Source organism: Streptomyces sp. NPDC026301, assembly GCF_055567935.1.
The window spans coordinates 288,800-315,643 of the sequence record NZ_JBVHPN010000006.1; the positions used below are offsets into that span (position 1 = coordinate 288,800).

A 26,844-nucleotide genomic window follows, 5' to 3' on the forward strand; every position below is an offset into this window, starting at 1 on the left:
AGTGTGGGTTCCCGTCCGCCGGGACGGACGGTCGTGGGTGTCCGTCCGCCGAAAGCCCGTCGGCCCCGGAGCGCATGGCACGCGCTGCGGGGCCGACCGGGATCACGCCCTCATGGGGGTGATGCTCAACGTCAGTCGTTGACGCAGGTGTTGCCGAAGGCGGGGTTCAGCAGCCCGATCACGGAGACCGTGTTGCCGCAGGCGTTCACCGGGACGTGCACCGGCACCTGAACGGTGTTGCCGGAAAGGACACCGGGCGAATTGAGGGCAGCGCCCTGCGCGCCCGAGTCGGCGACGGCCAGACCCGCGCCCGCGAGCACCAGAGAACCAGCAGCAGCCGCAGCAGCGACGACCTTCTTGATCATTGTTCCTCCTTGTAGGCAATGCGACCGCAAACTTCGGGCCGCACTCCATGTAACGAGGAAGGCGTATTGAAGCTACGAGCCTATGGTTTCATTCACTCTTTTCAGTTAAGTGCTCACGAAAGGCTGACCCGGGTTGACGCACGGGGTCGACGGCGCCGCCCCGCGCGACCCCGGCTTCCGGCCGCCGCGGCGTCCTCGGCTCGGCTCAGCTCAGCTCGATGAACCGGTCGAGCACCCGCGTACCGAACTTGAGGGCATCCACCGGCACCCGCTCGTCCACGCCGTGGAACATGCCCGCGAAGTCCAGCTCCGGCGGCAGCTTCAGCGGCGCGAACCCGAAGCCGCGGATGCCGAGGTTGTCGAAGTGCTTCGCGTCCGTACCGGCGGAGAGCATGTACGGCACGGCCTTCGCGATCGGGTCCTCGGCCCGCAGCGCGGTCTGCATCGCGTCGACGAGGGCGCCGTCGAAGGTGGTCTCCAGCGCCTTGTCCGCGTGCATGGCCTCACGCTTGACCCGCGGCCCGAGGATCCGGTCCAGGTCGGCGTGGAACTCCTCCTCGTACCCCGGCAGGAAGCGCCCGTCGACGTGCGCGGTGGCCTGCCCGGGAATGACGTTGACCTTGTAGCCCGCGCCCAGCTGCGTCGGATTGGCGGTGTTCCGCAGCGAGGCGCCGATGAGCTTGGCGATGCCGCCGAGCTTGGCGAGCGTCTCGTCCATGTTCTCCGGGTCGAGCTCGGTGCCCAGCGCGTCCGAGAGCTCGTCGAGGAAGTGCCGCAGCGTCTTGGTCACCCGCACCGGGAACTCGTACCGCCCCAGCCGCGCGACCGCCTCGGACAGCTCGGTGATCGCGTTGTCCTTGTGGATCATCGAACCGTGGCCGGCCGTGCCGTCCACGGTCAGCTTCATCCAGTCCATGCCCTTCTGGGCCGTCTCGACGAGGTAGAGCCGCAGATTCTCGTTGACGGTGAACGAGAACCCGCCGACCTCGCTGATCGCCTCCGTGACGCCGTCGAACAGCTCCGGGTGCTCCCGGACGAGGTGCCCCGCGCCGTACACCCCACCGGCCTCCTCGTCCGCGAGGAACGCCAGCACGATGTCGCGCGGGGGCTTACGGCCGGAGCGCAGCCGGTCGCGCACGACCGCCAGCGTCATCGCGTCCATGTCCTTCATGTCGACGGCGCCGCGGCCCCACACGCACCCGTCCACGATCTCGCCGGAGAACGGGTGGTGCGTCCAGTCCACGGCGTTGGCCGGCACGACGTCCGTGTGCCCGTGGATCAGCAGCGCGGGCCGCGACGGGTCCTCGCCCTGGATCCGGGCCACGGTGGAGGCGCGCCCCTTGTGCGACTCAAAGATCTGCGGCTCCAGCCCGACCTCGGCGAGCTTCTCCGCAACGTACTCGGCGGCCACGCGCTCCCCCGGGCCCGAGTGATCGCCGTAGTTGCTGGTGTCCATCCGGATCAGATCGCGGCACAGGTCGACGACCTCGTCCTCGCCGGTGACGGCCGGTACCGGCCTCGTCGTGTCCGGTGCCGGCTTCGACTCGCTCACGCTGCCTCCTCATGCTTCACGGCCGCGGCTCGCACCGGTACGCGCGGTCACCGCGGCGGGGTCCGGTCCATCCTCCCTCTCCCCCGGCCCGCGCCCAAGGCCGCAATCCTCCCGACACACGCTGGTCACAGGCCCGCGCCGGCCCGGCCCTCGGAACGCCCCGGCCGAGCGCGTGATCGACCACCCCCAAATGTTTGCTATGGTTTTCCACGTCGGAACGGCCCAGGCGGCCCGCCCGACAGACACCTTGTCCGGGTGGCGGAATGGCAGACGCGCTAGCTTGAGGTGCTAGTGCCCTTTATCGGGCGTGGGGGTTCAAGTCCCCCCTCGGACACCACAGTGGTGAGGGCCGGTCGAGTCGATACTCGGCCGGCCCTTCGCCATGCGTACCGGCGGGTGCCGCCCCCGCCGATAACCCCGTGCGTCGGGGCGGGGCCGCTCACTACTCTGCGCGGGCCGGACGAACGACGTACGAGACGTACGAGTAGTGCACGGGGAGGAACTGCGTTGGGTGGTACGGAGAAGGTTCTGATCTTTGACGCGGATGACACGCTCTGGGAGAACAACGTCATCTTCGAGCGGGTCATCGAGGAGTTCCTGGACTGGATGACGCACCCCGAGGTCGGGCTGCGGCTCGGGCGGGACGGGGTGCGGGCGGCCCTGGACGCCGTGGAGGCGGCCAACGCCGAGGTCCACGGCTACGGCAGCAAGGTGTTCCTGCGCAGCCTGGGCGAGTGCCTGGCGCAGCTGCACGGGCGGGACGCCACCGCCGAGGAGCTGGCGCGGATCGCGGCCTGGGCGGCGTCGTTCGACGGCGAGACCGTGGAGCTGATCCCCGGGGTCGCCGCCACCCTCGCCGAGCTGGCGGGGCGGTACGAGTTGCTGCTGCTGACCAAGGGCGAGGCGGAGGAACAGCAGCGGAAGGTGAACAACTCGGCGCTGGCGCACCACTTCCGCGGGGTGCACATCGTCGCGGAGAAGGACGTCGGTACCTATCGGAATCTGGCGCGGGAGTACGCGCTGACGCCGGAGTCGGCCTGGATGATCGGCAACTCCCCCAAGTCGGACATCCTCCCCGCGCGTGCCGCCGGGATGAACGCGGTGTTCATCCCGAACGACAACACGTGGGTACTGGAGCACAGCGAGCTGGACCCGGCGGACGAGAAGGTGCTGCGGCTCTCCGCCTTCACGGAGCTGCTCCACCACTTCTGAGCCCCCTCTGTGGGCGATACCCGCCCGGAGCGCTACGCCTCCGGAGCGCCCGGCTCCGGAGTGGCGTCCGGGGGCGGGCTGCCCAGGTCCAGCGTGCGGGTGATGCCCGCCTCTGCCAGGAATCGTTCGTCGTGGCTCACCACGATCAGGGCTCCTTCGTATGCGTCGAGGGCGGCGACCAGCTGGCGCACGGACGCCAGGTCGAGGTTGTTGGTGGGCTCGTCGAGAAGCAGCAGCTGCGGGGCCGGCTCGGCGAGCATGAGGGCGGCGAGGGTCGCGCGGAAGCGCTCCCCGCCGGAGAGGGTCGCGGCCGGCTGGTCGGCGCGGGCTCCCTTGAAGAGGAAGCGGGCCAGCCGGGCCCGTACGTGGTTGGCGGTGGCCTGCGGGGCGAAGCGGGCGACGTTCTCCGCGACGGTCAGCCGGTCGTCGAGCACGTCCAGGCGCTGGGGCAGGAAGCGGTGCGGTACGTGGACCGTCGCCTCGCCGCTCTCCGGGGCGAGCTCGCCGGTGACCGTGCGGAGCAGCGTCGTCTTGCCGGAGCCGTTGGGCCCGGTGAGGGCGAGCCGCTCGGGGCCGCGCAGCTCCAGGTCGACGCGGGTGCCGCAGCGGGTCGTCAGGCCCTGGAGCGTGAGCACGCCGCGGCCCGGCGGCACGGCGGTGTACGGCAGGTCGATGCGGATCGCGTCGTCGTCGCGGACCGCGTCGGCCGCTTCGCTGAGCCGCTCCTTGGCCTCCTTGAGCTTCTCGGTGTGCATGATCCGGTGCTTGCCCGCCGAGACCTGGGCCTGGCGCTTGCGCTCGTTCATGATGATCTTCGGCTCGCGCTTGTTGGCGGACATCTTGTTGCCGTAGCGGACCCGGCGGGCCAGCTTGACGTGGGCGTCGGACAGCTCGCGGCGCTGGCGCTGCACGTCGGCCTCGGCGACCCGCACCATGCGCTCGGCCGCCTCCTGCTCGACGGCGAGGGCCGCTTCGTACGCGCTGAAGTTGCCGCCGTACCAGTGCACCTCGCCGGCCCGGAAGTCGGCGATCTGGTCGACCAGCTCCAGCAGCTCCCGGTCGTGGCTGACCACGACCAGCACGCCGGACCAGCGCTCGACCGCTTCGTGCAGCCGGGCGCGGGCCCGGCGGTCGAGGTTGTTGGTGGGCTCGTCCAGGAGGAGCACGTCCGGTCGGCGCAGCAGCAGCGCCGCCAGCCGCAGCAGGACGGACTCGCCGCCGGAGACCTCGCCGAGGGTGCGGTCCAGCTCGATGCCGTGCAGGCCGAGCTGGTCGAGGGTGGCGCGGGCGCGCTCCTCGACGTCCCAGTCGTCGCCGACGGCGGTGAAGTGGGCCTCGCTCGCGTCGCCGCCCTCGATGGCGTGCAGCGCCGCGCGGGTGCGGGCGATGCCCAGTACCTCGTCGACCGGGAGGGCCGTGTCCAGGGTGAGGTTCTGCGGGAGATAGCCGATGTCGCCGGCGGTCTTCACGCTGCCGGCGGTCGGCGTCAGCTCGCCGGCGATGAGCTTCAACAGGGTCGACTTTCCCGCGCCGTTGAGGCCGATGAGGCCCGTGCGGCCGGGGCCGATGGTGAGCTGGAAGTCGTCCAGGACGGTCGTGCCGTCGGGCCAGGCGAAGCCGAGGCCGGTGCAGACGATGGAGGCGGGGGCGGAATGCGGGGACATTGACATACGGGTCTCCTGGCGAGCGGGTGCGGGCTGAGGGGAAACAGCACGGAGAGACACCGCTGGAGCGGGGGACCGTAGAGGTGCCGGCCGCCGGGGATGCGTACGGAACTGCCGTACGCATCCCGCGTACACGGAGGTGTACGCGGGCGGCCGGACGGCCGTCGTGGGCACGATGGCACGCCGAGGTCGGGTCACGATGCGCTGGACCAGCGCGGTGTCTCAGGACCTCAGACGAGCAACGGCCTTCTCCAATCGACGGCAATGGGGCCGGGAAAGACGCTACGCCGAGCGCGGCCAAAATGCAAACGCTATTTTCGTTGCGTTTATGCGGAACGGTTTCGGCGCGCCCGGCGGGACCGCGGGACGACGGCCGCCGCGGCCGTCCCGGCCGTTACGCGCGCGGCCGCAGCCGGACCCGCGCCGGGCCCTTGGCCTGCAGGGTGATGCCCGCGGCGACCGGCACCTCGGCGTCGTCCGCCGCCTCCAGCTCGTACCCGCGCAGCAGCGTCGCCAGCGCCAGCACCGACTCCAGCATCGAGAAGTGCTGGCCGATGCAGGCCCGCGGGCCGCCGCCGAACGGGAACCACGCGTACCGGTGCCGCGCGGCCACCCGCTCCGGCGTGAACCGCTCGGGGTCGAAGCGCTCCGGGTCCTCCCACAGGTCCGGATTGCGGTGCGTCACCCAGGGGGCGACCACGACGTCCGAGCCGGCCCGGATGCGGTAGCCGCCGATCTCCGTGTCCGCGACGGCCCGGCGGCCGACCACCGGAGCGGCCGGGTACAGCCGCATGCCCTCCTTGAGCACCCGCGTCAGATACGGCAGCCGCTCCAGGTCGGCGGCGGTGGGCGCGCGGTCACCCAGTACCTCGTCGACCTCCTGCCGGGCGCGCGCCTGCTCCTCCGGGTGGCGCGAGAGCAGGTGCAGGGTGAAGGCCATGGACGTCGCGGTGGTCTCGTGCCCCGCGAGCAGGAACACGAGCACCTGGTCGCGGATCTCGGTCGCGTCCAGGCTGCCGTCCTCCTCGCTGCCGGCCTGCGCGAGAAGGGTGAGCAGGTCGTCGCCGACCGGCCCTTCGGGGGCCGCGCGGCGCTCGGCGATGATCCGGTCGCAGACCGCGTACACCTCCGCGATCGCGGCCATCGCGCGGCGGTTGCCGGGGGTCGGCCACTCGCGCGGCACGTTCACCGGTGCGTACGCGCGGCTCAGGGCATAGGCGTTGATCACGGGGAAGGAGCGGTGGATGACCTCCACGGCGGCCTCGACATCGGCCCCGAAGAGGATGCGCGCCACCGTGCGCAGCGCGAGCCGGCCCATCTCGGCGACGAGGTCGACGGTCGTCTCCTCGCCCCATCGTTCAACAACCGCGCCGGCCTCCTGCGCGATCGCGTCGGCGTACCCGTCCACCCTGCGCTTGGTGAAGAGCGGCTGCACCAGCCGCCGCTGCCGCAGATAGTCGGCGTCCTGGCTGGTCAGCAGGCCGTTTCCGAAGGCGGCCCGGACCTCTTCGTAGAACGGGTTGTCCTTGCGGAAGTTCGCCGACTCCGTGGCGAGCACCTGTTGCACGCCCTCGGCGGAGAAGACGCCGTGCAGGACCGTCCGCAGGCCGGGCGGCCCCGCCGACACCCGCACCACGTCACCGTGGTCGCGGCGGGCCCGCAGGAACGCCCCCAAGGAGTCCTGCTGCAGTTCGAACATCGACCCGAGGAGCGGCAGCCCCTTGGGGCCCGGTATGTGCGCCGCCGCACCAGAGGGCACGGCGCCGGAACCGGTGTGCGTATCAGTGTTGGTCATGCCAGCGGTCCTACCCCAAAAGCCCCCTGGTCACCGTGAGTTGAGGGCCACACCCGTGGTGCCTCTGGATCGGCGTCGGCACCCCCGTACGATGGACGGGTGATCAACAAGCGTTCCCGCCGCCCCGCCGCCCAGGCCGCCTCCTGCCGCGTCACGGTGTGCCGCGGCTGCTGCTGCGGTGACGCGGGCAAGATCCCCGGCGTCGACCACGCGGGCCAGATCCCGCGGCTGCGCGCGGCCCTGGACGGCGCTGCCCCGGTACGCGCTTCGGAGTGCCTGGACGTCTGCGACCAGGCGAACGTGGTCGTGGTCCAGCCGTCCCCCGAGGGGCGCGCGGCGGGCGGCCGGCCCGTGTGGCTGGGCCTGGTCAACGACGACGACGCGCTGGCGGACATCGCCGCGTGGATCCGGGCGGGCGGCCCGGGCATCGCCGAGCCGCCCGGCGTCCTGGACCTCTACGCCATGAAGGTCTCCCGCCGCGTCAGCGCGTCCCTGGAGGGCTGAGGAGGCCGCGGCCCGGCTCCGTGCCCGGCACCCCGTCGGCGGCGGCCTTCTCCAGTTGGAACGCCTCGTTGCCCAGGCCGATCCTGGCGTGCACCTCGGGGCGGGTGGCGCGCAGCACGCGCCCGTACACGAGGCCCACGACCGCCGCGAGGCCGATGAGCGCGGGCAGCAGCCAGCTCAGCGCGGAGCCCGCTCCGGCGCCGACCAGGACACCGAAGTCCTTGACCGCGTAGACCAGGACGACCAGCAGCGCGAGCCCTGCGAGGGCCGCGGCGGCGAGCCGCCCGGCCTGGGCGCGCCCTGCGCCGCGGCGTACGAAGAAGGCGATGACGGCGGCGCAGGCGGTGGCCATCAGGGCGATGACGCCGAGCGCGCCGAGGTTGCCGCCCCAGGTGAAGAGCTTCAGTACGGGGGCGGTGGGGTCGCCCGTGGGCGCGTGGTCGGTGACGGCGAACGCCACGACGACGAGCAGCGAGACGACGGTCTGCAGGAACGAGCCGAGGGCGGGCGCGCCGCTGGCCTTCGAAGTGCGGCCGAGCGCTGCGGGCAGCAGGCCCTCGCGGCCCATGGCGAAGGCGTAACGGGCCACGACGTTGTGGAAGCTGAGCATCGAGGCGAAGATGCCGGTCACGAAGAAGACGTGCAGGACGTCGGTGAAGAGGCCGCCGAGGCGGGGCTCGGCGAGCGCGAAGATCAGCCCGGGGCCTTCCTTGCCGGCGGTGGCGACGACGTGGTCAGGGCCGGTGGCGACGCCGATGAGCCAGGAGCTGAGGGCGAAGAAGACCGCGGAGAAGCCGACGGCGAGGAACATCACGCGCGCCACGACGGTCCCCGGCCGGCTGGTCTCCTCCGCGTACACCGGGGCCTGTTCGAAGCCGAGGAAGCCGGCGACGGCGAAGCACAGGGCCGTACCGAGGCCGGCGCCGCCCAGCGTCGCGGGGTCGAAGGCGTGCAGGGACAGACCCTGCGGCCCGGGCTGTGCGGCGAACGCGAGGTCGAAGACCACGATGAGGGCGACCTCGACGAGGAGCAGGACGCCCAGCACCTTCGCGTTGAGGTCGATCTTCAGGGCGCCGAGGGCGCCGGTGAGCAGGACGCCCAGGACGGCGGGGACCCACCACACGACGGTGACGCCGAAGAACGTGTCCAGCAGGGCGGCGAATTCGAAGCCGAAGATGCCGTAGATGCCGACCTGGAGGGCGCAGTAGGCGGCCAGCGCCACGAAGGACGCGCCGGCGCCCGCGGTGCCGCCCAGGCCCCTGGCGATGTACGCGTAGAAGGCGCCGGCGTTGTGCACGTGCCGGCTCATCTCGGCGTATCCGACGCTGAACAGCGCCATCACCACGCCGAGGATGACGAACAGCAGCGGCTGCCCGACGATGCCCATGACCTGGTACGTGGTCACCATGACGCCGGCCACGGCCATCAGCGGGGCGCTGGCGGCCAGTACGGACAGCAGGAGGCCGGGCGTGCCGATGCGGTCGGCGCGCAGGGCGCGTTCCTGTCCCTTGAAGGTGCTGATCTCGTGCGTACTACCGGTGGGCATGGCGGGGCGGTCCTTTCCGGGGCGGGCGGGATCAGGTGGCGCGCAGGGCGAGGTCGCGAGCGGCCCGGAAGGCGCGCGCCGGGTCGCGGTCGGGGTAGCCCCACGGCTCGGCGGTGACGTGCGGGCCGATGCGGTGGAAGAGGGCGGCCGCCTCGGCGAGCCGCCCTTCGCAGTACTTGGCGTGGGCGAGGAAGTTCAGGTCGACCTTGCCGCGCGGGTGGCCGGTGGCGCGCGGGTGTCCGGTGGTGGCGCGCGGGTGGCCGGTGGCGCCCTCCCACTCCAGCCACCAGTCGAAGGCGGCCTTCATGGCCTGGCGGGCGCGGCGGGTGGCCCAGTGCCCGGACGCCGCCGGGTCGGCGGGCTCCAGCCCCGCGGCCGCCAGGACGCGGTAGCGCTCGGCGTGGGCGACGACGGGCAGGACGGCCAGCGGGGAGTCGGCGGGGGCCTGCTCGGCGGCCCAGGCGGCGAAGTCGTAGACCTGGTGCAGCGGGTCGTCGGTGTCGCCCGGCTGGTGTTCGGCGAGGCACGCGGCCATGAGGTGGTGGGCGTGGTGGTGTCCGGGATGGCGGGCGCGCACCTGGTCGAAGGCGTACTCGCGGGCGTCGGGGGTGCCGGTGGCGCGGGCCAGCATCAGCAGGGCGAGCCAGGGCGTGGGGTCGTCGGGGGCCATCCGGGCGGCGGTCAGGCAGCTCTCGCGGGCGTTCTCGGCGGACTCCTTGCCGTGCAGTACGCGGTGGACCGCGGCGGTCGCGACGAAGGCGGCCGCGTCGGGGCTGTCGGGCTCGGCGAGCTGCCACTCACGGGCCCAGACGGCACCGGACCTGGCGGCACCGAGCGCGATCAGGCGGTGGCCGCGGCGGTCCCAGTCGGTGCCGGTCGCGGCGAGGAGGGTGCGGGCGGCGGTCCAGCGGCCCTGGGCGAGCGCTTCGAGGCCCGCGGCGAGCTCGGTGTCGTCGAGCGCCGGACGGACTCCGGCGGGGTCCTTGCGGCGGACGCGCCCCAGAGGTGGGGGTGGGGGCGGTGGAGTCATACCAGGGGTCTCTCCACGGCGCTCTTCCCTCCGGCGCCCCGCGCGGGGCAGACATGTGCAGGTTCGATGAACGGATCGACACGGGGTGATCACAGACAGCAAAGCGGCCCCAGGGGTTCCCGTCAACCCCCGTCCGGGCGCCCCGGGACGTCGCCAACGCCCCTACCTGCGCGGCTCGTTCGGAAGATCAAAAGCGTGCCGCCGGCACGGTCCGGCAGACGGAGAAGGCCGGCGACGCCCGCCGCACTCGCCCCACAGGCATGGCGCTTAATAATGGCCAGTATTAATATGAGGCCCATGGCGAGGACGTCGGGGTCCGTGACCCGGGAGAAGCTGATCCGCGCCGCGGAGGAGATCTTCGCGGCGCAGGGCGTCGACGGCGCCCAGACCCGCGACATCGTGCGGCTGGCCGGCCAGGGCAACCCCTCGGCGGTGCAGTACCACTTCGGTTCCCGCGCGGGCCTGTTGGACGCGGTGATGGCCGGCCGGCTGGCCCGTACGGAAGCGGCGCTCGTACCCCTCCTGACGGCGCTGCCGGAGCCGTCCCTGGAGGAGCTGGTCCGGGCGCTGGTCACGGCTGAGGCGACCCAGCTGGGCGACCCGCGGGGGCTGCGCTGCCTACGGATCTCCGCACAGCTCAGCCACGAGAGCGGCATCCGTACGCGGACGCCGCACCCGACGCTCGCGGGCACCGCCTACTGGCAGCTGATCGAACGGATCGAGACCTCCCTCGCGGCCGACGGGCTGCCCGAGGCGATCCGGCTGGAGCGCACGGACCTCGCGCTGACGCTGATCGGCGCGGCGCTCTCCGACCGGGCCCGGCAGTACCTCGACGGTGCACGCGCGCTCACCACGGAGCCCGTCTTCCTCGCCGACCTCGTCACGACCACGGTGGCGCTGCTGCGCGCCCCCGCACCGGAGCAGGGGCGCCCCGCTCCCCGACACAGGAGTGCACGATGACCGATCTGACCGGCAAGACCATTCTGATCACCGGCGGCGCGCGCGGGCTGGGCGCCGAGGCGGCGAAGCAGGCCGTGGACGCCGGCGCGAACGTCGTACTCACCGACGTACTGGCGGAGGACGGCGAGGCGACCGCCGCGGCGCTGGGCGACCGGGCCCGCTTCCGCACCCACGACGTGACGTCGGAGGAGGACTGGCAGCGCGCCGCGGACTTCGCGGTCGCGGAGTTCGGCGGCCTCGACGGGCTGGTCAACAACGCGGGCATAGCCACCGGCCAGCCGCTGGAGACCCTCTCGGTCGACTTCTTCCGGAAGGTGCTCGACGTCAACCTCACCGGCGTCTTCATCGGCATGAAGACCGCCATCCCCCTGATGCGGCAGCGCGGCGCGGGCTCCATCGTCAACATCTCCTCGGCGGCCGGCCTGATGGGCCTGGCGATGACCGGCGGCTACGGCGCGTCCAAGTGGGGCGTGCGCGGGTTGTCCAAGATCGCGGCGGTGGAGCTGGGCACGGACCGCATCCGGGTCAACTCCGTGCACCCGGGCATGACGTACACCCCGATGACGGCCGGCGTCGGCATCCAGAAGGGCGAGGGCAACTACCCCAACACCCCGATGGGCCGGGTCGGCGAGCCGCACGAGATCGCGAGCGCGGTGGTGTACCTGCTCTCCGACGCGGCGTCCTACGTGACCGGGGCCGAACTGGCGGTGGACGGCGGCTGGACGACCGGTCCGACGGTGAAGTACGTGATGGGACAGTGACCTCTTGGGGATGACGGGACGGGCCGTCTGATTGCATGGCCCCATGACCGATCAGCAGCCGCTCAGCGCGGACGAGATCCTCGACATCGTGGACGAGAACGATCAGGTCGTGGGGCAGGCCCCACGCGGCGAGGCATACGCGAAGAGGATGCGCCACCGCAGCGTATTCGTGCTGGCCCGGGACGCCGACGACCGGATCTTCGTGCACCGCCGCACCGCACAGAAGCTCATCTTCCCCTCGCACTACGACATGTGGGTCGGTGGCGTGGTCGGCGCGGGCGAGTCGTACGACGAGGCGGCGCTGCGCGAGGCGGAGGAGGAGCTCGGCGTCTCCGGGCTGCCCCGCCCCGTACCGCTGTTCACGTTCCTCTACGAGGCGCCCGAGCACACGTGGTGGTCGGCGCTCTACGAGGTGCGCTGCACGCTGCCGGTGAACCCGCAGGTGGAGGAGGTCGCATGGCACACGTTCCTCACGGACGAGGAACTGGAACGCCGGCTGCCCGAATGGCAGTGGGTACCGGACGGCCTGGAGGCGTTCCGGCGGCTGCGGGACTGGGAGGCCGCCGGGCGGCCGGCCGCCGGATAAGGTGCGAAACATGATCTTCACGGACCGGATGCGGGCGCTCGCCGCCGACCTGCGCCTGTGGTTCGCGCCCGCGCGGATCCGCAACGAGGGCTCCACCCCCGACTACCGCTTCTCGCTCGCCAACGAGCGCACGTTCCTGGCCTGGCTGCGCACGGCGTTCGCGCTGATCGGCGGCGGCTTCGCCGTCGACCAGTTCCTGCCGTCGCTGCACCAGACGGTGCGCACGGTCTTCACCGTGGCGCTGCTCGCGGGCGGCGCGCTGTGCGCGGTGCGCTCGGTCAGCCACTGGGTGCGCTGCGAGCGGGCGATGCGGCGCGGCGAGGACCTGCCGGCCTCCCGCTTCCCGTCGCTGCTGGGCGCGGGCGTCGGGCTGCTGGCGGTGGCCATCGCGGTGGTCGTGCTGCTGGGCTGGACGCGCTGATGCCGGCCGGTACGGGAGGCTGACGATGGCCGGCACGGAAGAGGGCACGGCCGCCGTCCGGGACCCGGGGCTGCAGCCCGAGCGGACCCGGATGGCGTGGCGGCGCACGACGCTGTCCTGCGCGGTGGCCGTGGTACTGGCCTGGCGTCAGGTGCTGCTCACCCGCGAGCCCACCGGGGCGGAGGTCGTCCTCGTCGCGCTGCTCGTCCTCGCCGGGCTGGCCTTCCTCACCGCGGCGCACACCCGGATGCGCACGCTGGCCGCGCCCGCCACCACGGGACGGCCGCGCACGATGGACGCCCGTACGGCACTGCTGGCGGCGGGCTGCACGCTGGTACTGGTGGGACTGGGCGCGGCGATCGTGCTGTAGGCGTCTTGCGGGGCGGTCGCGGTCCGCCTTCCCGGGCGGCCTCGGTACGCCCCGAGGCGGTCGTCACGGTCCGTCACCTCCCCCTATCCGCCTGGTCGGCGCCCCTCGTGTGACGCGCGGAACACCCCTCGCCCCCAACCGGTTCACTCCACCCTCTGGACGCCATACCGACTAGTCGGCATGATCGTGGACGGTCCCACTCCACCGGCCAGCACACGGAGGCGCACGATGAGCAAGGACAACCCGCCCGGCCTCGACCTGGAGCGGCTCCGCGCCCACCTGGACCGGGAGTGCCCGGGCCTGGTCGCGGGCCCGCTGACCGCCGAGCTGGTCCAGGGCGGCCGGTCCAACCTCACCTACCGCGTCACCGACGGCGCCGGCCACTGGGTCGTCCGCCGCCCGCCGCTCGGCCATGTCCTGGCCACCGCGCACGACATGGCGCGCGAGCACCGTGTCATCAGCGCGCTGCACGATACCCGGGTACCGGTCCCGGAGACGCTGGCGCTCTGCCGGGACGAGGACGTCATCGGGGCGCCGTTCTACGTGATGGAGCTCGTGGCCGGCACTCCGTACCGCACGGCCGACCAGCTGCGGCCGCTCGGCCCCGAGCGCACCCGCGACATCGTCCTCCGCCTCGTGGACACCCTCGTCGACCTGCACGCCGTCGACCCGGCGTCGGTGGGCCTGGGCGACTTCGGGCGGCCCGACGGCTTCCTGGAGCGGCAGCTGCGCCGCTGGGGCAAGCAGCTGGCCGCGTCCCGGAACCGCGAACTGCCCGGCATCGACGAGCTGCACGAGGCGCTGGGCAGGAAGCTGCCCGCTTCGCCCGCGCCCGCGATCGTGCACGGCGACTACCGCCTGGACAACGTACTGGTCGGCGCGGACGACCGGATCTCGGCGGTGCTGGACTGGGAGATGTCCACGCTCGGCGACCCGCTCACCGACCTGGGCCTGCTGGCCATGTACAGCGAGCAGGAGGAGTCCCCCGACTCGCCCGTCACCACGACCCGCAGCGCCCCGGGGCATCCCGAACCGGGCGAGCTGATCGAGCGGTACGCGGCCGGCTCCGGACGCGACGTCTCGCAGGTCGCCTGGTACACCGCGTTCGCCTACTTCAAACTCGCGGTGATCCTCGAAGGCATCCACTACCGCTACACGCTCGGGCAGACCGTCGGTGCCGGCTTCGACCGGATCGGCGAGGTCGTGCCGCGCTTCATCGACAACGGCCGCCGCACCCTTTCCACCCTGTCCCCCGTGAAGGAAGGCTGAGCACGCTCATGGACTTCGCATTCGACGCCCGCACGCAGGAGCTGCGCGAGAAACTGCTCGCGTTCATGGACGAGCACGTCCACCCCGCCGAGCAGGTCGCGCACGAGCAGCGGGCCGAGCTCGCCTCGCCCTGGGACACCCCGGCGATCGTGGAGGAGCTGAAGGCGGAGGCCCGCAAGCAGGGGCTGTGGAACCTCTTCCTGCCGGACGCGGAGCACGGCGCGGGGCTCACCAACCTCCAGTACGCGCCGCTCGCCGAGATCACCGGCCGCTCCCCGCAGCTCGCGCCGACCGCGCTGAACTGTGCCGCGCCGGACACCGGCAACATGGAAGTACTCGCCCAGTTCGGCAACGAACAGCAGCAGAAGCAGTGGCTGCAGCCGCTGCTGGCCGGCGAGATCCGCTCCGCGTTCGCGATGACCGAGCCGGACGTGGCCTCGTCCGATGCGACGAACATCGAGACGCGCATCCAGCGGGACGGCGACGACTACGTCATCAACGGCCGCAAGTGGTACATCTCCGGCGCGATGAACCCGCTCTGCCAGATCTTCATCGTGATGGGCAAGACCGACCCGGGCAGCGAGGACATCCGCCGCCAGCAGTCGATGATCCTCGTCCCGCGCGACACCCCGGGCCTGACGGTCAAGCGCGCCATGCAGGTCTACGGGTACGAGGACCACCACCACGGCGGCCACGCCGAGGTGGTCTTCGACAACGTACGCGTCCCGGCGGCGAACCTCGTCGGCGAGGAGGGCGGCGGCTTCGCCATCGCCCAGGCCCGCCTCGGCCCCGGCCGGATCCACCACTGCATGCGGCTGATCGGCATGGCCGAGCGGGCGATCGAGCTGATGTGCAAGCGGGCGGTGGCGCGTACCGCCTTCGGCAAGCCGCTGGCGCAGCAGGGCGTCGTCCAGGAGTGGATCGCGGACGCCCGGGTCGCCGTCGAACAGCTCCGCCTCCTCGTCCTCAAGACGGCGTGGCTGATGGACACGGTCGGCAACAAGGGCGCGCACACGGAGATCCAGTCCATCAAGATCGCGACGCCGCGCACGGTCGTGGACATCATCGACCAGGCGGTCCAGCTGCACGGCGCGGGCGGCGTCAGCCAGGACTTCCCGCTCGCCGAACTGTGGGCCGGCGCCCGCACGCTCCGCCTGGCCGACGGCCCGGACGAGGTCCACCAGCGCTCCCTGGCCCGCCGGGAGATCAAGAAGTACATGTGAGCGGTACGCGGACGAGCCGCACGAGGGCGAGCCGCACGCGCACGCCGATGCGCCGGTGAGCCGAGGCTTCACGCAGGCCCCCACCTGGGTAACCCCCTGGTGGGGGCCCACGGGTGTGCGCAATCGGGGCCAGCGCCGCAGTCATACAAATGAGCCCCGCCTACGGACGCGGCATCTCAGTCGCACGGAAGCACCGACCCGGACCCGTGCGCCCCATTCGGAGCCGATTTCCTACTCGATTGATACCATGCCCGTATGTCCTCCGAGACGACGTACGGCATCGGCGAGGGGCCGGCGACCCGGGTCAGTCTTTCCCTGCCCGAAGGGACCGCCGAGGCGATCCGGTCCAGGGTCGGCAAGCGTGAGTTCTCCGCTTTCATCGCCGCTGCCGTCGAGCGCGAGTTGCGCGGCCAGGCCATGGACGAGTACCTGGCCGACTACGAGCGCCGCAACGGACCGGTTTCCGAAGCCGCCCAGGACCGAGCGCGGAAGGTGTTCGACGAGGTCTTCGCCGAGGAGGACCAGTGGCCCGCCGCAGGCTGAGCCATGAAGGAACACTGGTCCTCGACAGTGAAGGGCTCTCGAAACTGCTGAGTGACGACGATTGCGTCGTCGCCCTGGTCGCGGAGGCACGACGACGGGGCATGGAGGTCGTGATCTGCGCGCTCACGCTCGTCGAGGCCGTGCATGCCCGTACCGACAGGGCCCGGCTGCACTGGCTGCTGTCGGGCCTGCGGGTGACCGCGGTCGGCGAGGAGGAGGCGAAGCGGGCCTCCGCGCTGCTGATGGCCGCCGGGCTGCACGGCCACAAGTACGCGATCGACGCGGCAGTGGCCGAGACCGCTCTGCGTCAGCAGCGGCCCGTGGTCATGCTGACCTCCGATGCCGACGACATGACGAAGCTCTGCGGTGGCCGGGTCCGGCTCGTCGCGGTGTGAAAGCGGCGGGAAGCAGTGTGAAAGCGGCGGGCAGGCGCTAGGGCGTGTCTTTTGGATCAGCCCGGATCGGGTCGCGGCGTCTGGTGCGGTGCATCGCAAGGCGGAGCATTGCCCGCGTACCGGGTTGTACGTGGGCATTGCGACAACGCCGCGAGGTGCCGTGCCAGGCGTCGCGGCCCCGGGATGATCCGAAAGACGCGCCCTAAGGCCCCGTCTACGGGCGCAGCGCCCGCAGCAGTAGGTCCGCCAGGTGGTCGGCGACCTCGCGGGGGGTGAGGGGGCCGCCCTCGCGGTACCAGGTGCCGAGGTGGTGGACCGAGCCGAAGTGGTAGTCGACGATCAGGTCGGCGGGGACGTCGGGGGTGAAGACGCCGGAGCGCTGGCCCTCTTCGATGAGGGCCCGGAAGCGTTCGTGGTAGCGGCGGCGCTCGGCGCGTACCTGCTTGTCCTTCTCCGGCGAGAGCTGGTGCATGGAGCGGAAGAAGATCTTCGTGTCGTCGAGGTTCTCGATGGTCGTGACGACCACGTCGGCCGCGGCGTCCCGCAGGCGCTGTTCCACCGGCGCGTCGGCGCCCGCGAACCGGTCCAGGCGCTCCTGCTGGAGGCGGAGCACCCGCCCGTAGACCTCGTGCAGCAGGTCGTCCTTGGAACCGAAGTAGTGGTACAGCGCGCCCTTGGTGACGCCCGCCGCCTCGACGATCTCCTGGACCGAGGTCCGGTCGTACCCCTGCTCGGCGAAGAGCCGGGTGGCGGTGGCCAGCAGCCGCTGTGCCACGGGCTTCGTGCTCCCGTCCGTCGTGCCGGCCATCGCCCTCACCTGTCCTTCTCCGTACTGACGTGCTGGTTCACCGGAGGCTAGCCGCGGTTGCGCAGCTCCCGTCGGAGGATCTTCCCACTCGTCGTCTTCGGCAGCTCGGGCAGGACCTCCACCTCCCGGGGATATTTGTACGCGGCCAGCCGTTCTTTGCAGTAGGCGGCCAGCTCGGCGGGGTCGGGGGCCTCGCCGGATCGCAGGCTCACGTATGCCTTGACGCTCTCGCCGCGGTAGGCGTCCGGCACGCCGACGACGGCGGCCTCGCGCACGGCGGGGTGGGTGTAGAGCACGTCCTCGACCTCGCGCGGCCAGACCTTGAAGCCGGAGGCGTTGATCATGTCCTTCTTGCGGTCGACGACGTACAGCCAGCCGTCGGTGTCCATGAAGCCGATGTCTCCGGTGCGCAGCTCGCCGCCGGGGAGCGCCTCGGCGGTGGCGTCGGGGCGGCGCCAGTAACCGGGCACGACCTGCGGGCCGCTGACGGCTATCTCGCCCTGTTCGCCGAAGGGCACGTCCCGGCCCTGTTCGTCGATGATCCGTACGACGGTGTCGGGGCCCGGTACGCCGACCGCGAGGGTGCCCGAGACCTTGTCGACGGGCGCTTCCAGCTGCGGCGGCACGCTGGCGCAGGGGGCCGTGCACTCGGTGAGGCCGTATCCGTTGCGGATGTACGGGCCGAATTCCGCGCGGAACTTCTCGACCAGGGCGGGCGGCAGCGGCGCGCCGCCGGAGGAGACGGTGGTGAAGGACGCGAAGTGGTCGCGGGAGACGTCCGAGTGGGCCATCAGGGCCATGTAGGCGGTGGACGGGCCGACGGTGAAGGCCGGGCGGTGCTCCAGGAAGGCGTCCAGGACGACGCCGGCCTCGAAGCGGTACGCCAGGGCCAGGGTGCCGCCGCCGGTGATGCAGGAGGCCAGCTCGCAGACCATGCCGGTGATGTGGAAGAGCGGCGCGAGCGCGAAGTAGGTGGCGCCGTCGGGGAGTCCGAGGCCGGTGCGCTGGCGTTCGGCGTTGTAGGAGATGTTGCCGTGGGTGTTGGTGGCGCCCTTGGGGGTGCCGCTGGTGCCCGAGGTGTAGCTGATCAGGGCGATGTCGTCGGCGGTGAGTTCGGGGACGCCGTCGGCGGGGCCGCGGCCCGCGTGCGCGCGGGCGGTGGCCAGCAGGTCGTCGGCGCCCTCGCGCGGCCCGAGGCGTGCGCCGCGCAGTACGCGGGCGTCGTCTCTGGTCTGCAGGTCCCGCTCGCAGGCGGTCAGTGCGATGCGTACGGAGGGGGCCGCGGCCGCGGTGTCGCGCAGGAAGGCGTCCCAGGTGTGGTCGGCGCAGACGACGGCGGTGACCTCGGCGTCGGTGAGGACGTGGGTCATCTCGCCCGACTTGTACATGGGGTTGACGGGGACGACGACGCCGCCCGCCTTCCAGACGCCGAACAGCGCGAGGACGAAGTGCGGGGTGTTCTGCAGCATGATCGCCGCCCGGTCGCCGGGCCGGAAGCCCCGGTCGCCCAGGTAGGCGGCGATGGCGTCGGAGAGCGCGTCGGTCTCGGCGTAGGACAGCCGGCCGTCGAAGTAGGCCAGCGCGGTCCGCTCGGGGACCCGGCGGGCCGCTTCCTTGAAGGCGTGCAGGGTGGAGGGGTGCGGGTGCACGGGGGCGCGCTGTGCCTCGTTCAGCTGCGGCAGCCACGGCTTGTCCTGGTACGACGTCATCGGCGTGCGGCCCTTCTCTCTTCTCGTCCCGGTGGTACTGATCCCGTACGGCGCGGTCGTCCCCGCCGCGCCGTACGGAGCTGTGGTCCCGTGCCGCTCAGGCGCCGGCGCCCTCGGCGGCGTCGAGCTTGCGCTGGAGGTGGTTCATGCCGCGGAGCCAGCGGTCGGGGTCGGCGGCGCGGGCCGCGTAGTAACCGGCGACCTCCGGGTGCGGCAGGACCAGGAAGCGCTTCTCGGTGATGGCTTCGAAGAGGGCGTCGGCGACGGCCGCGGGCTCGATGGCGCCGGGGGTGAGGACCAGGTCGCCGGCGGATCCGGTGTTGCTGAGCATGTCGGTCCGTACGCCCTGGGGGCAGATGGCGTGCACGTCGATGCCGCGGTGCCGGTAGGTGGCGGAGAGCCATTCGGCGAAGGCGTACGCGGCGTGCTTGGAAACGCTGTACGGGGCGGAGCCGATCATGGTGAGCAGCCCTGCGGCCGAGACGGTGGCGACGAAGCGGCCGCTGCCGCGCTCCAGCCACTCCGGTATCAGCTCGCGCGCGGCCCGCACGTGGGCCATGACGTTGACGTCCCAGGCGAGATCCCAGTCGCTGTCGGGTGCCTCGGGGCCGCCGCCGGTGCCCACGCCCGCGTTGGCGCAGAAGATGTCGATGCGGCCGCCGAGGGCCTCGCGGGCTGCCGGGACGATCGCCGAGGCGTCGCCGGGGACGGCGATGGCGCCCAGCTCGGCGGCGGTGCGCTCGGCCTTCTCCTTGTCCAGGTCGTTGACGACGACCCGTGCGCCCTCGGCGGTGAAGCGTGCCGCGAGCGCGGCACCGATGCCGCCGCCCGCCCCGGTGACCACCACGGTCTTGTCCCGCACGGCTTCCACTTGCGTCTCCCTCGGCTCGACCGGACCACGACCAGCAGGCAGACTAACCAGTCGGTATGTAGGAAGGGAAGAGCCCGACGCACCCTGTGCGGTGCGTTCCCCCGCGGCCTCGCGCGCGTTAGCGTCACAGCACACGAACCGCGATCACGGAGGTGTGCGCATGGCCTTGTCCAGACGGAGCCTGCTGACGGTCACCGGCGCGATGACCGGCGCGATCGCCGGTGCGCCCGGTACGGCGTCGGCGGCGCCCCCGCCACCCCCGCCGTCCGGCGGCCGCCGGGTGCGGACGGGTTTCGACCGGCTGTCTGCCGACGGGTACGCGCTGCTGTCCGGGCAGCGGGTCGGCGTCGTCACCAATCCGACCGGTGTCACGCAGGACGTCGAGCACCTCGTGGACGTCATGCACGCGGACAAGCGCGTGCGGCTGACCGCGGTGTTCGGACCCGAGCACGGCTTCCGCGGCACGGCGCAGGCGGGCGGTTCGGAGGGCCGGCACGAGGACCCGGCCACCGGGCTGCCGGTGTACGACACGTACCAGAAGAGCGGGCAGGCACTGGCGGACATCTTCACCGAGTCCGCGGTCGACACGGTCGTCTTCGACATCCAGGACGTGGGCGCGCGCTTCTACACCTACATCTGGACGCTGTACGACTGCATGGTGGCGGCGGCCATGGCGGGCAAGCGCTTCGTGGTGCTGGACCGGCCGAACCCGGTGACCGGCCGCTCGGCGACCGGCCCCGTGCTGGACAAGAAGTACGCCTCGTTCGTCGGCCGGGAGCCGATCGCGCAGGCGCACGGGATGACGGTGGCGGAGCTGGCGCTGCTCTTCAACGAGCGGTTCGTGCCCGCCGTCGCCGGCAAGAAGGTGCGGCTGGACACCGTGCTGATGAAGGGCTGGCGGCGGGCCGATTTCTTCGACGCGACCGGGCTGCCGTGGGTCCCGCCCAGCCCCAACATGCCCACCGCGGACACCGCGCTGGTCTACTCCGGCACCTGCCTCTTCGAGGGCACCAATCTCTCCGAAGGGCGGGGCACGACGCGCCCGTTCGAGCTGCTCGGCGCGGAGGGCATCGACCGCACGTGGGCGGCGGCGGTCAACGCCGAGCGGCTGCCGGGGGTCCGCTTCCGCGAGGCGTACTTCGCGCCGACGTTCTCCAAGTTCCAGGGCAAGACGATCGGCGGCGTGCAGCTGCACGTCCACGACCGGGCGGCGTTCGACCCGGTGCGGACCGGCATCGCACTGCTGGTCACCGCCAAGAAGGTGTGGAAGGACTTCGCCTGGCGCCCGGACCACGGAATCGACCGGCTCGCGGGCTCCGCCAAGGTACGCACGATGATCGACGCGGGGGCGGGGACGGACGAGGTCGTCGGCGCCTGGCAGGCGGAGCTCGCGAAGTTCCGTGCGCTGCGCGCCGGTTACCTCCGCTACCACTGAGCCGGGCCGCCCGGCCCGCCGAGGACAGCCGTCTCAAGAGACGAGACCACACGTCCCACCTATTGACTGCCCCCTACAACGACCGTGACCATGCGGCTCGTGCACAGCGAAGCGACAGCAGAAGAGACCACGGCCGGACCCGCCGGCGACGAGGGCAGCTCCGAGAGCCTGCGGCGGGTGGCCGTGGCGTCGTTCATCGGGACGGCCATCGAGTTCTACGACTTCTACATCTACGGGACCGCGGCCGCGCTCGTACTGAACCAGGCGTTCTTCCCGACCCTGGACCCGGTCAACGCCACCCTCGCCTCCTTCTCCACCTACGCGGTGGCGTTCGCGGCGCGGCCGCTCGGCTCGATCGTCTTCGGGCACTTCGGCGACCGGGTGGGCCGCAAGTCCGTACTGGTCGTCTCGCTGCTGCTGATGGGCCTGTCCACGGCCTTCGTCGGGCTGCTGCCCGGCTACGCCACGCTGGGCATCTGGGCCCCCGTACTGCTGATCCTGCTCCGCTTCGTCCAGGGCATCGGCCTGGGCGGCGAGTGGGGCGGCGCCGCGCTGCTCGCGGTCGAACACGCCCCGAAGAAACGGCGCGGCCTGTACGCCGCGTTCCCGCAACTTGGCCCGTCCGTCGGGTTCTTCGCCGCCACTGGCATCTTCTGGCTGCTGTCCGCCTCGCTGGACGACGCGGCCTTCCGGTCCTGGGGCTGGCGCATCCCGTTCCTGCTCTCGTTCCTGCTGGTCGCGGTCGGCCTGTTCGTCCGGCTGAAGATCAGCGAGACGCCGGTCTTCGCGAAGGTGATGGACGCGCAGGAGGCCAGCAAGGTCCCCACGCTGGACGTGATCCGCGGCCACTGGCGCGAGCTGCTGCTCGGCGCGGGCGGCATGATCATCGCGTACGGGCTCTTCTACACGGCCACGACGTACTGCCTCTCCTACGCCACCGGCACCCTCGGCATCTCCCGCAACATGATGCTGGGCCTGTCCCTGGTCGCCTGCCTCTTCCTCGCCGCCGGCACCTGGCTCGCCGCCACCCGCTCCGACGGCGCGGGCCGCCGCAGGCTCGTCCTGGCCGGCTGCGGCCTCGCCGCCGTCTGGGGCCTGGTCCTCTTCCCGCTGCTGGACACCGAGTCCCCGGTGCTGGTGGCCCTCGCGATCGGCGGCGCGCTGTTCTGCATGGGCGTGGTGTACGGGCCGATGGGCGCCTACCTGCCCGAGCTGTTCGGTACCAGGGTCCGTTACTCCGGCGCCTCGCTCGCCTACAACCTCGGCGGCGTCCTCGGCGGCGCGGTCTCCCCGCTGATCGCCACCCGCCTGCAGTCCGCCTTCGGCTCCTCCTCCGTCGGCTGGTACGTCTCCGCGATGGCCGTGGTCTCCCTGCTGTGCGTCCTGGCGCTGCCGGAGACCAGGGAGCGCGAGCTGGCCTGACCCGGAGCCTCCGCCGTTCGCCGTAGCGCTGCGTATGGCGGGAACGGCCGATGCGCAGGACGATGCGCTGCACGAGCGGCAGCGAAGGGGATCGTCATGGCGGGTGTCGGGGTGCGGCCGTACTGGGAACTGACGTTTGACGCCGACGGGGACGTCGATCAGCGGCAGCGCGACGCACTGCTCGCCGGGGCGGCGCGGGAGCGGCTGACCGATCTCGTGGTGTTCGCGCACGGGTGGAACAACGACCGGTCGATGGCCACCCGGTTGTACAGCCGGTTCTTCGAGCCCTTCCCGGAACTGCTGGCGGGCAGCGCGGCCCGGGTGGGGTACGCGGGCGTGATCTGGCCGGCGCTGCGCTTCACCGACGAGCCGATCCCCGACTTCGACCCCTCGCCGCGGGCCCGGGCCGCCGCCGTCGCCGCGGCCGCCGACGAACCGGTACTGGAGGACTCCGTGCGGCGCCAGTTGGCGCAGGCGTTCCCGGGCCGGGACATGGTGCTGGAGCGGCTCGCGCAGCTGCTGTCGGAACGGCCCGACGCGCGCTCGGCGTTCGACGAGTTCGCGCGGCTGGTGCGGGAGCTGGTGTCGGTCCGGCAGGACAGCCCGGCCCTGCTGTTCGCCGCGGACAGCGGGGACGGGCTGCCCGGCATGCTGACCGACGACGCGCTGGAGGTCTGCGAGGTCTACACGGCGGCGCTGCGGTCGGCGGGCGTGGCGGTGTGGCCGGGCGAGGCCGTGGACGCCGAGCAGCGCCCGCTGTTCGGCGGCGGGCTGACCCGGATGTGGAGCGGCGCCCGCGAACTCCTGCGGCAGGGCGCCTATTACGCGGTGAAGCGGCGTGCCGGGACGGTCGGCCAGCTGGGCCTGGGGCCGGTGCTCGGCCGGCTGGCGGGCGAGGCGGCCGGGCTGCGGGTGCACCTGGTGGGGCACTCCTTCGGCGCCCGGCTGGTCTCGTACGCGCTGCGCGGACTGCCGCCGGACGCGCGGCACGTGAAGTCGGTGACGCTGCTGCAAGGGGCCTTCTCGCACTACGCGTTCTGCTCGGAGCTGCCGCACGACCGGGCGCGCACCGGGACGCTGGACGGCATGCAGGAGCGGGTCGACGGCCCGCTGGTGTGCTGCTACTCCCGGCACGACGACGCGCTGGGCACCTTCTATCCCCTGGCGTCGAAGCTGGCCGGGGACTCCTCGGGCTTCCTCGCCGTGTTCGACCGGTGGGGCGCGAACGGGTTCGACGGCATCCAGGGCGTGGACGGGACCCGGCGCATCCGGCTGGGCGAGCAGCTGCCGACGTCGCCGGGGTGCGTGAACGTGGACGCCTCCGCCGTGGTCCGGCGCGGCGCGCCGCCGGCCGGCGCGCACAGCGACATCTGCCACCCGGAGCTGGCCCGGGTGGTCCTGGAAGCGGGCCGGATCGCCCGCGGCTGACCGGTGCGGGGGGGGGGGGGCCCCCCCCCCCCCCCCCCCCCCCCCCCCCCCCCCCGCCCGAGCGCCGGTTACCGGTGGCTCGGGAACTCCACCACCTGCTGGTAGGTGGGCCGGTTCTGCCAGCTGATCGGGTCGTGCGTGAGGCCGCCGACCGCGCGCTGGATGATCGCGTCCGAGCACCACTGGTCCCCGGCCTTGCAGGCGTCGTCGCCCGGGTAGACCTGCTCGGCGGTCTTCGCGGCCGCCTCGCGCAGCGTGCTGACGAGCGTGTCGTGGCACGCGGAGAGTTCACCGTCGCCGCAGTAGGTGTCGGCCAGCCCGCCGCGTACCTTCTCGCCGAGGACAGCCCGCAGGTCCTTGTCGGCGTAGGACCACCAGCCGTACTGGAAGGCGGAGCCGGCGTGGCTGCCGGTCGGCCCGTGCCCGGCCGAGGGCGACTCGTCGACGGCGATGTTGGTCTTCAGCCCGTCATAGAGGTCCTTCCCCAGGCCCGGCTCGAAGACCTTCTCGATCATCAGGGGCCACCAGGCGTCCATGATCCGCACTGCGTCGGAGTGGGCGTACGTCTTCGACCCCGGACTGGTCTCGTGGCGCTGCGCGCCGTCCTTGCGCCATGCCTCCAGCTGCTGGACGGCGGTCCTGACCTTCGGGTCGTCCACCGGTGCCGAGCGCAGCACCTTGAGCAGCTCCGGGAGCACGTCCTCGCCGCGCAGGTCGGTGACGGCGGCCTCGCTCATCGCGCGGGTCAGGGAGGCGCGGGTGACCCCGCCGTCCGCGACCAGCTCCTCGACCCGGTCATCGAGCAGGTTGCCGCGGTGTACGGAACCGTTGCCGAAGCCGGCCGAGTCGTAGTCCCTGGCCTGCTTGTTGTTCCAGGAGATGTAGTAGTCCTGGCCGACCGACTGCGGGTGCTGCGCCGGCGGGGTGAGGGCGGAGGTGTTGGCCTTGGGGTCCCAGTCCCGCCACTCGTAGGCCTTCTCCGCGCGGACGGGGAGGGACGGGTCGACGTCCGGGTTGCGGACCGGGTTCAGGCCGCTGTTGTAGTACGCGATGTCCTTGGAGTCGGCGTAGAACCAGTTGAAGGCGTACCCGATGTGCTGGGCGGCCTGCTGGAAGGACTTCGCGTCCTTGACGTAGGACGGGTCGTTGAACATCTGGAAGCCGATGATCGAGTCGGCCTCGTGGCGGTAGGTGGAGCGCTGCGCGGTGTAGGCGACGGGCCTGCCCTTGACGGTCGCGCGGTGCGTCACGACGCCGTAGTCGGTGCGGTACACCTGCATCCGGTAGGACCCGGCGGCCGTGGGGTCGGCGACGGTCGGCTGCCAGGAGTTGGTGCGTTCCAGCTTCTCCATGGGGACGCAGCGGCCGTCCTCGCGGTAGCCGGTGGAGTCCTCGGTGGGCGCCGAGCCGTCGGTGTCGCACAGCTCGACGGCGTAGGTGTCGGTGATGTCCTGGCTCGCGGAGGTGGCGCTCCAGGCGTAGTCCTGGCCGCGGCCGAGCTGGACGTACATGCCGACGCCCGCGAAGGACGCGCCGCGGGCGCTGATGCCCGGGCCCTGGATCTCCTGGAGCATCAGCAGCTGCGGGGCGAAGTAGCCGGTCTGCGGGCCGAAGACGGCGACCGGGTGGCCGCTCGCGGTGTGCTTGCCGGAGACCAGCAGCGCGTTGGACATGCCGCGGTGCTGGGTCGTATCGAAGCTGCCCTTGGGAAGCACGCCGTCCTGGAAGACGCCCTTGAGCGGCTTCAGCTTCTTCGGCGTCCTCACCTCGGCCTGCGGCGGGTCGCTCTTGGCGGTGGCCGCGCCCTTGCGGTCGTACACGAGCGGTTCGGCGGTGACCGAGCCACGGTCGGGGAGGGCCGTGCCCTTGGCGTTCTTCGGTTTGACCGCGTACGGGAAGGACTGGCCGTCGTGCAGCGTCATCGCCGCTTCGGGGTCGTTGCGCTCGCGGAAGGACTCCCAGACCTCGGTGCCCTTCTCGACGCCGTACTTCTGCTGCGCCGACAGCAGCGCGAGGGCCTGCGGTACCTCGCCGCCGCCTCCGTTGCCGAACAGCCCGCCGACGACGGACGCGAGGGCGATCAGGTCGGTGAGCTCGAAGGGCTTGATCTCCCCGGCGTTGGTGACCGCGTTCACGTGCCCGGTCAGCACGTACTCGCCGGGGAAGTAGCGGCCCTTCTTGGACTTCTCGCGGTAGGCGTTGATGCCGTCGACGTACGCCTGGGCGTCCGCCATGGCCTGCTCGCCGCGTGGCCCGTTGTTCTTCCGGATGGACTCGACCTGGTCCTTCAGGTCCTGCTCGGTGTACGGGGCCTTCGGCCAGAACTCCTGCTCCAGGCCCTGGTTGGCGAGCGCGCCGCCGGCGAAGGAGGTCAGCCGGCCGCGGCCGATGTGCCGGAAGAGGTCCATCAGCCAGAGCCGGTCCTGCGCTGCGGCGTAGCCCGCGCCGTACTCGGTGCCGTAGCGGGTGGTGCCCTTGATGTGCGGCACGCCCGTCTTCTTGTCGCGGGTGATCGTCACGTCGTCGCGCGGCTGGGTGACCTTGCCGACCTGGCCGTCCGGGACGCCGAAGGAGGCGTCGTTGAAGAAGTTCTTCAGGGTGTCGTCGGTGAGCGACTGGTGGCCGCCGTTCAAGTCGTTGTACGGACCGAGCTGGTCGGAGGCGTGCGCGGGGCGGGTGCCGAAGACCTTGTTGCCGAGGATCTCGGCGAGGGTGGCGTTGCCGTTCTCGCCGGGCGGCAGGATGTCGGCGCACTGGCCCTGGCAGTGGTCGGTGACGGGTGGGGGGTCCGCGGTGGCCGCGGCGGCGGGGAGGGGTGCCAGGGCGCTGGCACCCAGGGCGCACACCGCTGCCACGGCGGCAGCGGCGCGCCCTGCGGTACGTCGTCGCATTCCTGCTCCTTGGGAGGCGGGTGCGCTGGACGTTACCGGCGGTAAAACCGCGACGGAAGATGAACAACAGTCAACTTCTGCCCA

At 71.9% G+C, this 26,844-nt stretch carries 24 protein-coding genes and 1 tRNA gene; 15 read left to right on the forward strand and 10 right to left on the reverse strand.

Features of this window, described 5'->3' with window-relative positions:
- Positions 1-131 precede the first annotated feature (131 nt).
- Positions 132-365, reverse strand: coding sequence for a chaplin ChpH (chpH, locus tag ACZ4MH_RS12930; protein ID WP_351595524.1), 234 nt, complete (start codon positions 363-365; stop codon positions 132-134).
- Positions 366-570: 205 nt separating this feature from the next.
- The gene (locus ACZ4MH_RS12935) at positions 571-1,917 is read right to left on the reverse strand and encodes a M20/M25/M40 family metallo-hydrolase (RefSeq protein ID WP_351595521.1); all 1,347 of its coding nucleotides are present in this window, start codon (positions 1,915-1,917) and stop codon (positions 571-573) included.
- A gap of 249 nt (positions 1,918-2,166) precedes the next feature.
- Between ACZ4MH_RS12935 and ACZ4MH_RS12940 the strand changes: the two genes are divergently transcribed.
- Together ACZ4MH_RS12940 and ACZ4MH_RS12945 are read left to right on the forward strand one after the other, a co-directional pair.
- Positions 2,167-2,254: transfer RNA gene (locus ACZ4MH_RS12940), tRNA-Leu, on the forward strand.
- A 170-nt stretch (positions 2,255-2,424) separates the two neighbouring features.
- The gene (locus ACZ4MH_RS12945; RefSeq protein WP_351595518.1) at positions 2,425-3,129 is read left to right on the forward strand and encodes an HAD family hydrolase; all 705 of its coding nucleotides are present in this window, start codon (positions 2,425-2,427) and stop codon (positions 3,127-3,129) included.
- A 32-nt stretch (positions 3,130-3,161) separates the two neighbouring features.
- On the opposite strand, the gene ACZ4MH_RS12950 is transcribed toward ACZ4MH_RS12945, so the two are convergent.
- Complete coding sequence (locus tag ACZ4MH_RS12950; RefSeq protein ID WP_351595515.1) at positions 3,162-4,799, reverse strand: ABC-F family ATP-binding cassette domain-containing protein; 1,638 nt, start codon at positions 4,797-4,799, stop codon at positions 3,162-3,164.
- A 388-nt stretch (positions 4,800-5,187) separates the two neighbouring features.
- A complete protein-coding gene (locus tag ACZ4MH_RS12955) occupies positions 5,188-6,588 on the reverse strand; it encodes a cytochrome P450 (RefSeq protein ID WP_351595512.1) in 1,401 nt (466 codons plus the stop codon).
- A gap of 102 nt (positions 6,589-6,690) precedes the next feature.
- On the opposite strand from ACZ4MH_RS12955, the gene ACZ4MH_RS12960 reads away from it, so the two are divergent.
- A complete protein-coding gene (locus ACZ4MH_RS12960) occupies positions 6,691-7,092 on the forward strand; it encodes a (2Fe-2S) ferredoxin domain-containing protein (RefSeq protein WP_351595534.1) in 402 nt (133 codons plus the stop codon).
- Here ACZ4MH_RS12960 and ACZ4MH_RS12965 read toward each other — a convergent pair.
- Together ACZ4MH_RS12965 and ACZ4MH_RS12970 are read right to left on the reverse strand one after the other, a co-directional pair.
- Complete coding sequence (locus ACZ4MH_RS12965; protein ID WP_351595509.1) at positions 7,070-8,638, reverse strand: APC family permease; 1,569 nt, start codon at positions 8,636-8,638, stop codon at positions 7,070-7,072. The genes ACZ4MH_RS12960 and ACZ4MH_RS12965 overlap by 23 nt on opposite strands.
- A 31-nt stretch (positions 8,639-8,669) precedes the next feature.
- A complete protein-coding gene (locus ACZ4MH_RS12970; protein WP_351595506.1) occupies positions 8,670-9,668 on the reverse strand; it encodes a hypothetical protein in 999 nt (332 codons plus the stop codon).
- Between the two features lie 297 nt (positions 9,669-9,965).
- Here ACZ4MH_RS12970 and ACZ4MH_RS12975 point away from each other — a divergent pair, with 297 nt between their 5' ends.
- The 9 genes from ACZ4MH_RS12975 to ACZ4MH_RS13015 all read left to right on the forward strand — a co-directional run bounded on the left by ACZ4MH_RS12975 (position 9,966) and on the right by ACZ4MH_RS13015 (position 16,196).
- A complete protein-coding gene (locus ACZ4MH_RS12975) occupies positions 9,966-10,628 on the forward strand; it encodes a TetR/AcrR family transcriptional regulator (protein WP_351595503.1) in 663 nt (220 codons plus the stop codon).
- Positions 10,625-11,389, forward strand: a complete 765-nt coding sequence (locus ACZ4MH_RS12980) for a glucose 1-dehydrogenase (RefSeq protein ID WP_351595500.1) — start codon at positions 10,625-10,627, stop codon at positions 11,387-11,389. Before ACZ4MH_RS12975 ends, ACZ4MH_RS12980 begins: the two co-directional genes overlap by 4 nt.
- A gap of 43 nt (positions 11,390-11,432) precedes the next feature.
- Positions 11,433-11,975, forward strand: a complete 543-nt coding sequence (locus ACZ4MH_RS12985; RefSeq protein WP_351595498.1) for an NUDIX domain-containing protein — start codon at positions 11,433-11,435, stop codon at positions 11,973-11,975.
- A gap of 10 nt (positions 11,976-11,985) precedes the next feature.
- Positions 11,986-12,396, forward strand: a complete 411-nt coding sequence (locus ACZ4MH_RS12990) for a YidH family protein (protein ID WP_351595495.1) — start codon at positions 11,986-11,988, stop codon at positions 12,394-12,396.
- A 25-nt stretch (positions 12,397-12,421) separates the two neighbouring features.
- Positions 12,422-12,766, forward strand: coding sequence for a DUF202 domain-containing protein (locus ACZ4MH_RS12995; protein WP_351595493.1), 345 nt, complete (start codon positions 12,422-12,424; stop codon positions 12,764-12,766).
- A 228-nt stretch (positions 12,767-12,994) separates the two neighbouring features.
- Positions 12,995-14,035, forward strand: a complete 1,041-nt coding sequence (locus ACZ4MH_RS13000; RefSeq protein ID WP_351595491.1) for a phosphotransferase family protein — start codon at positions 12,995-12,997, stop codon at positions 14,033-14,035.
- Positions 14,036-14,043: 8 nt separating this feature from the next.
- On the forward strand, positions 14,044-15,258 hold the full coding sequence (locus ACZ4MH_RS13005; protein ID WP_351595490.1) for an acyl-CoA dehydrogenase family protein: 1,215 nt from the start codon (positions 14,044-14,046) through the stop codon (positions 15,256-15,258).
- A gap of 255 nt (positions 15,259-15,513) precedes the next feature.
- A complete protein-coding gene (locus ACZ4MH_RS13010) occupies positions 15,514-15,801 on the forward strand; it encodes a hypothetical protein (protein ID WP_351595487.1) in 288 nt (95 codons plus the stop codon).
- Positions 15,783-16,196, forward strand: coding sequence for a DNA-binding protein (locus ACZ4MH_RS13015; RefSeq protein ID WP_351595484.1), 414 nt, complete (start codon positions 15,783-15,785; stop codon positions 16,194-16,196). The genes ACZ4MH_RS13010 and ACZ4MH_RS13015 overlap by 19 nt, the downstream gene beginning before the upstream one ends.
- Before the next feature lie 214 nt (positions 16,197-16,410).
- Here the strand turns inward: ACZ4MH_RS13015 and ACZ4MH_RS13020 are convergent, their stop codons facing one another.
- The 3 genes from ACZ4MH_RS13020 to ACZ4MH_RS13030 form a co-directional block, all read right to left on the reverse strand.
- Positions 16,411-17,004, reverse strand: coding sequence for a TetR/AcrR family transcriptional regulator (locus tag ACZ4MH_RS13020; RefSeq protein WP_351595481.1), 594 nt, complete (start codon positions 17,002-17,004; stop codon positions 16,411-16,413).
- A gap of 47 nt (positions 17,005-17,051) precedes the next feature.
- Entirely contained in the window at positions 17,052-18,713 is a 1,662-nt protein-coding gene (locus tag ACZ4MH_RS13025) for an AMP-binding protein (protein ID WP_351595478.1), read from the reverse strand.
- Positions 18,714-18,810: 97 nt separating this feature from the next.
- Positions 18,811-19,584, reverse strand: coding sequence for an SDR family oxidoreductase (locus ACZ4MH_RS13030; RefSeq protein ID WP_351595475.1), 774 nt, complete (start codon positions 19,582-19,584; stop codon positions 18,811-18,813).
- A 160-nt stretch (positions 19,585-19,744) separates the two neighbouring features.
- Here ACZ4MH_RS13030 and ACZ4MH_RS13035 point away from each other — a divergent pair, with 160 nt between their 5' ends.
- The 3 genes from ACZ4MH_RS13035 to ACZ4MH_RS13045 all read left to right on the forward strand — a co-directional run bounded on the left by ACZ4MH_RS13035 (position 19,745) and on the right by ACZ4MH_RS13045 (position 23,869).
- Positions 19,745-21,019, forward strand: a complete 1,275-nt coding sequence (locus ACZ4MH_RS13035) for an exo-beta-N-acetylmuramidase NamZ family protein (protein ID WP_351595473.1) — start codon at positions 19,745-19,747, stop codon at positions 21,017-21,019.
- A 90-nt stretch (positions 21,020-21,109) separates the two neighbouring features.
- Entirely contained in the window at positions 21,110-22,441 is a 1,332-nt protein-coding gene (locus tag ACZ4MH_RS13040; protein ID WP_467754500.1) for an MFS transporter, read from the forward strand.
- A gap of 96 nt (positions 22,442-22,537) precedes the next feature.
- Positions 22,538-23,869: a serine-threonine protein kinase gene (locus ACZ4MH_RS13045; RefSeq protein ID WP_351595469.1), complete on the forward strand. Its 1,332-nt coding sequence runs from the start codon at positions 22,538-22,540 to the stop codon at positions 23,867-23,869.
- A 68-nt stretch (positions 23,870-23,937) separates the two neighbouring features.
- Here ACZ4MH_RS13045 and ACZ4MH_RS13050 read toward each other — a convergent pair whose 3' ends face one another.
- On the reverse strand, positions 23,938-26,760 hold the full coding sequence (locus tag ACZ4MH_RS13050; protein WP_351595466.1) for a penicillin acylase family protein: 2,823 nt from the start codon (positions 26,758-26,760) through the stop codon (positions 23,938-23,940).
- Positions 26,761-26,844: the final 84 nt, after the last annotated feature.

Coding starts and splice junctions, on each gene's coding strand:
- ACZ4MH_RS12970 (WP_351595506.1), bottom strand. CDS start 9,668: ATGACTCCACCGCCCCCACCCCCACCTCTGGGGCGCGTCCGCCGCAAG.
- ACZ4MH_RS12965 (WP_351595509.1), bottom strand. CDS start 8,638: ATGCCCACCGGTAGTACGCACGAGATCAGCACCTTCAAGGGACAGGAA.
- ACZ4MH_RS13000 (WP_351595491.1), top strand. CDS start 12,995: ATGAGCAAGGACAACCCGCCCGGCCTCGACCTGGAGCGGCTCCGCGCC.
- ACZ4MH_RS12980 (WP_351595500.1), top strand. CDS start 10,625: ATGACCGATCTGACCGGCAAGACCATTCTGATCACCGGCGGCGCGCGC.
- ACZ4MH_RS13040 (WP_467754500.1), top strand. CDS start 21,110: ATGCGGCTCGTGCACAGCGAAGCGACAGCAGAAGAGACCACGGCCGGA.
- ACZ4MH_RS13035 (WP_351595473.1), top strand. CDS start 19,745: ATGGCCTTGTCCAGACGGAGCCTGCTGACGGTCACCGGCGCGATGACC.
- ACZ4MH_RS12995 (WP_351595493.1), top strand. CDS start 12,422: ATGGCCGGCACGGAAGAGGGCACGGCCGCCGTCCGGGACCCGGGGCTG.
- ACZ4MH_RS13050 (WP_351595466.1), bottom strand. CDS start 26,760: ATGCGACGACGTACCGCAGGGCGCGCCGCTGCCGCCGTGGCAGCGGTG.
- ACZ4MH_RS13005 (WP_351595490.1), top strand. CDS start 14,044: ATGGACTTCGCATTCGACGCCCGCACGCAGGAGCTGCGCGAGAAACTG.
- ACZ4MH_RS12990 (WP_351595495.1), top strand. CDS start 11,986: ATGATCTTCACGGACCGGATGCGGGCGCTCGCCGCCGACCTGCGCCTG.
- chpH (WP_351595524.1), bottom strand. CDS start 365: ATGATCAAGAAGGTCGTCGCTGCTGCGGCTGCTGCTGGTTCTCTGGTG.
- ACZ4MH_RS12985 (WP_351595498.1), top strand. CDS start 11,433: ATGACCGATCAGCAGCCGCTCAGCGCGGACGAGATCCTCGACATCGTG.
- ACZ4MH_RS13025 (WP_351595478.1), bottom strand. CDS start 18,713: ATGACGTCGTACCAGGACAAGCCGTGGCTGCCGCAGCTGAACGAGGCA.
- ACZ4MH_RS13045 (WP_351595469.1), top strand. CDS start 22,538: ATGGCGGGTGTCGGGGTGCGGCCGTACTGGGAACTGACGTTTGACGCC.
- ACZ4MH_RS12955 (WP_351595512.1), bottom strand. CDS start 6,588: ATGACCAACACTGATACGCACACCGGTTCCGGCGCCGTGCCCTCTGGT.
- ACZ4MH_RS12950 (WP_351595515.1), bottom strand. CDS start 4,799: ATGTCAATGTCCCCGCATTCCGCCCCCGCCTCCATCGTCTGCACCGGC.
- ACZ4MH_RS12975 (WP_351595503.1), top strand. CDS start 9,966: ATGGCGAGGACGTCGGGGTCCGTGACCCGGGAGAAGCTGATCCGCGCC.
- ACZ4MH_RS13020 (WP_351595481.1), bottom strand. CDS start 17,004: ATGGCCGGCACGACGGACGGGAGCACGAAGCCCGTGGCACAGCGGCTG.
- ACZ4MH_RS13010 (WP_351595487.1), top strand. CDS start 15,514: ATGTCCTCCGAGACGACGTACGGCATCGGCGAGGGGCCGGCGACCCGG.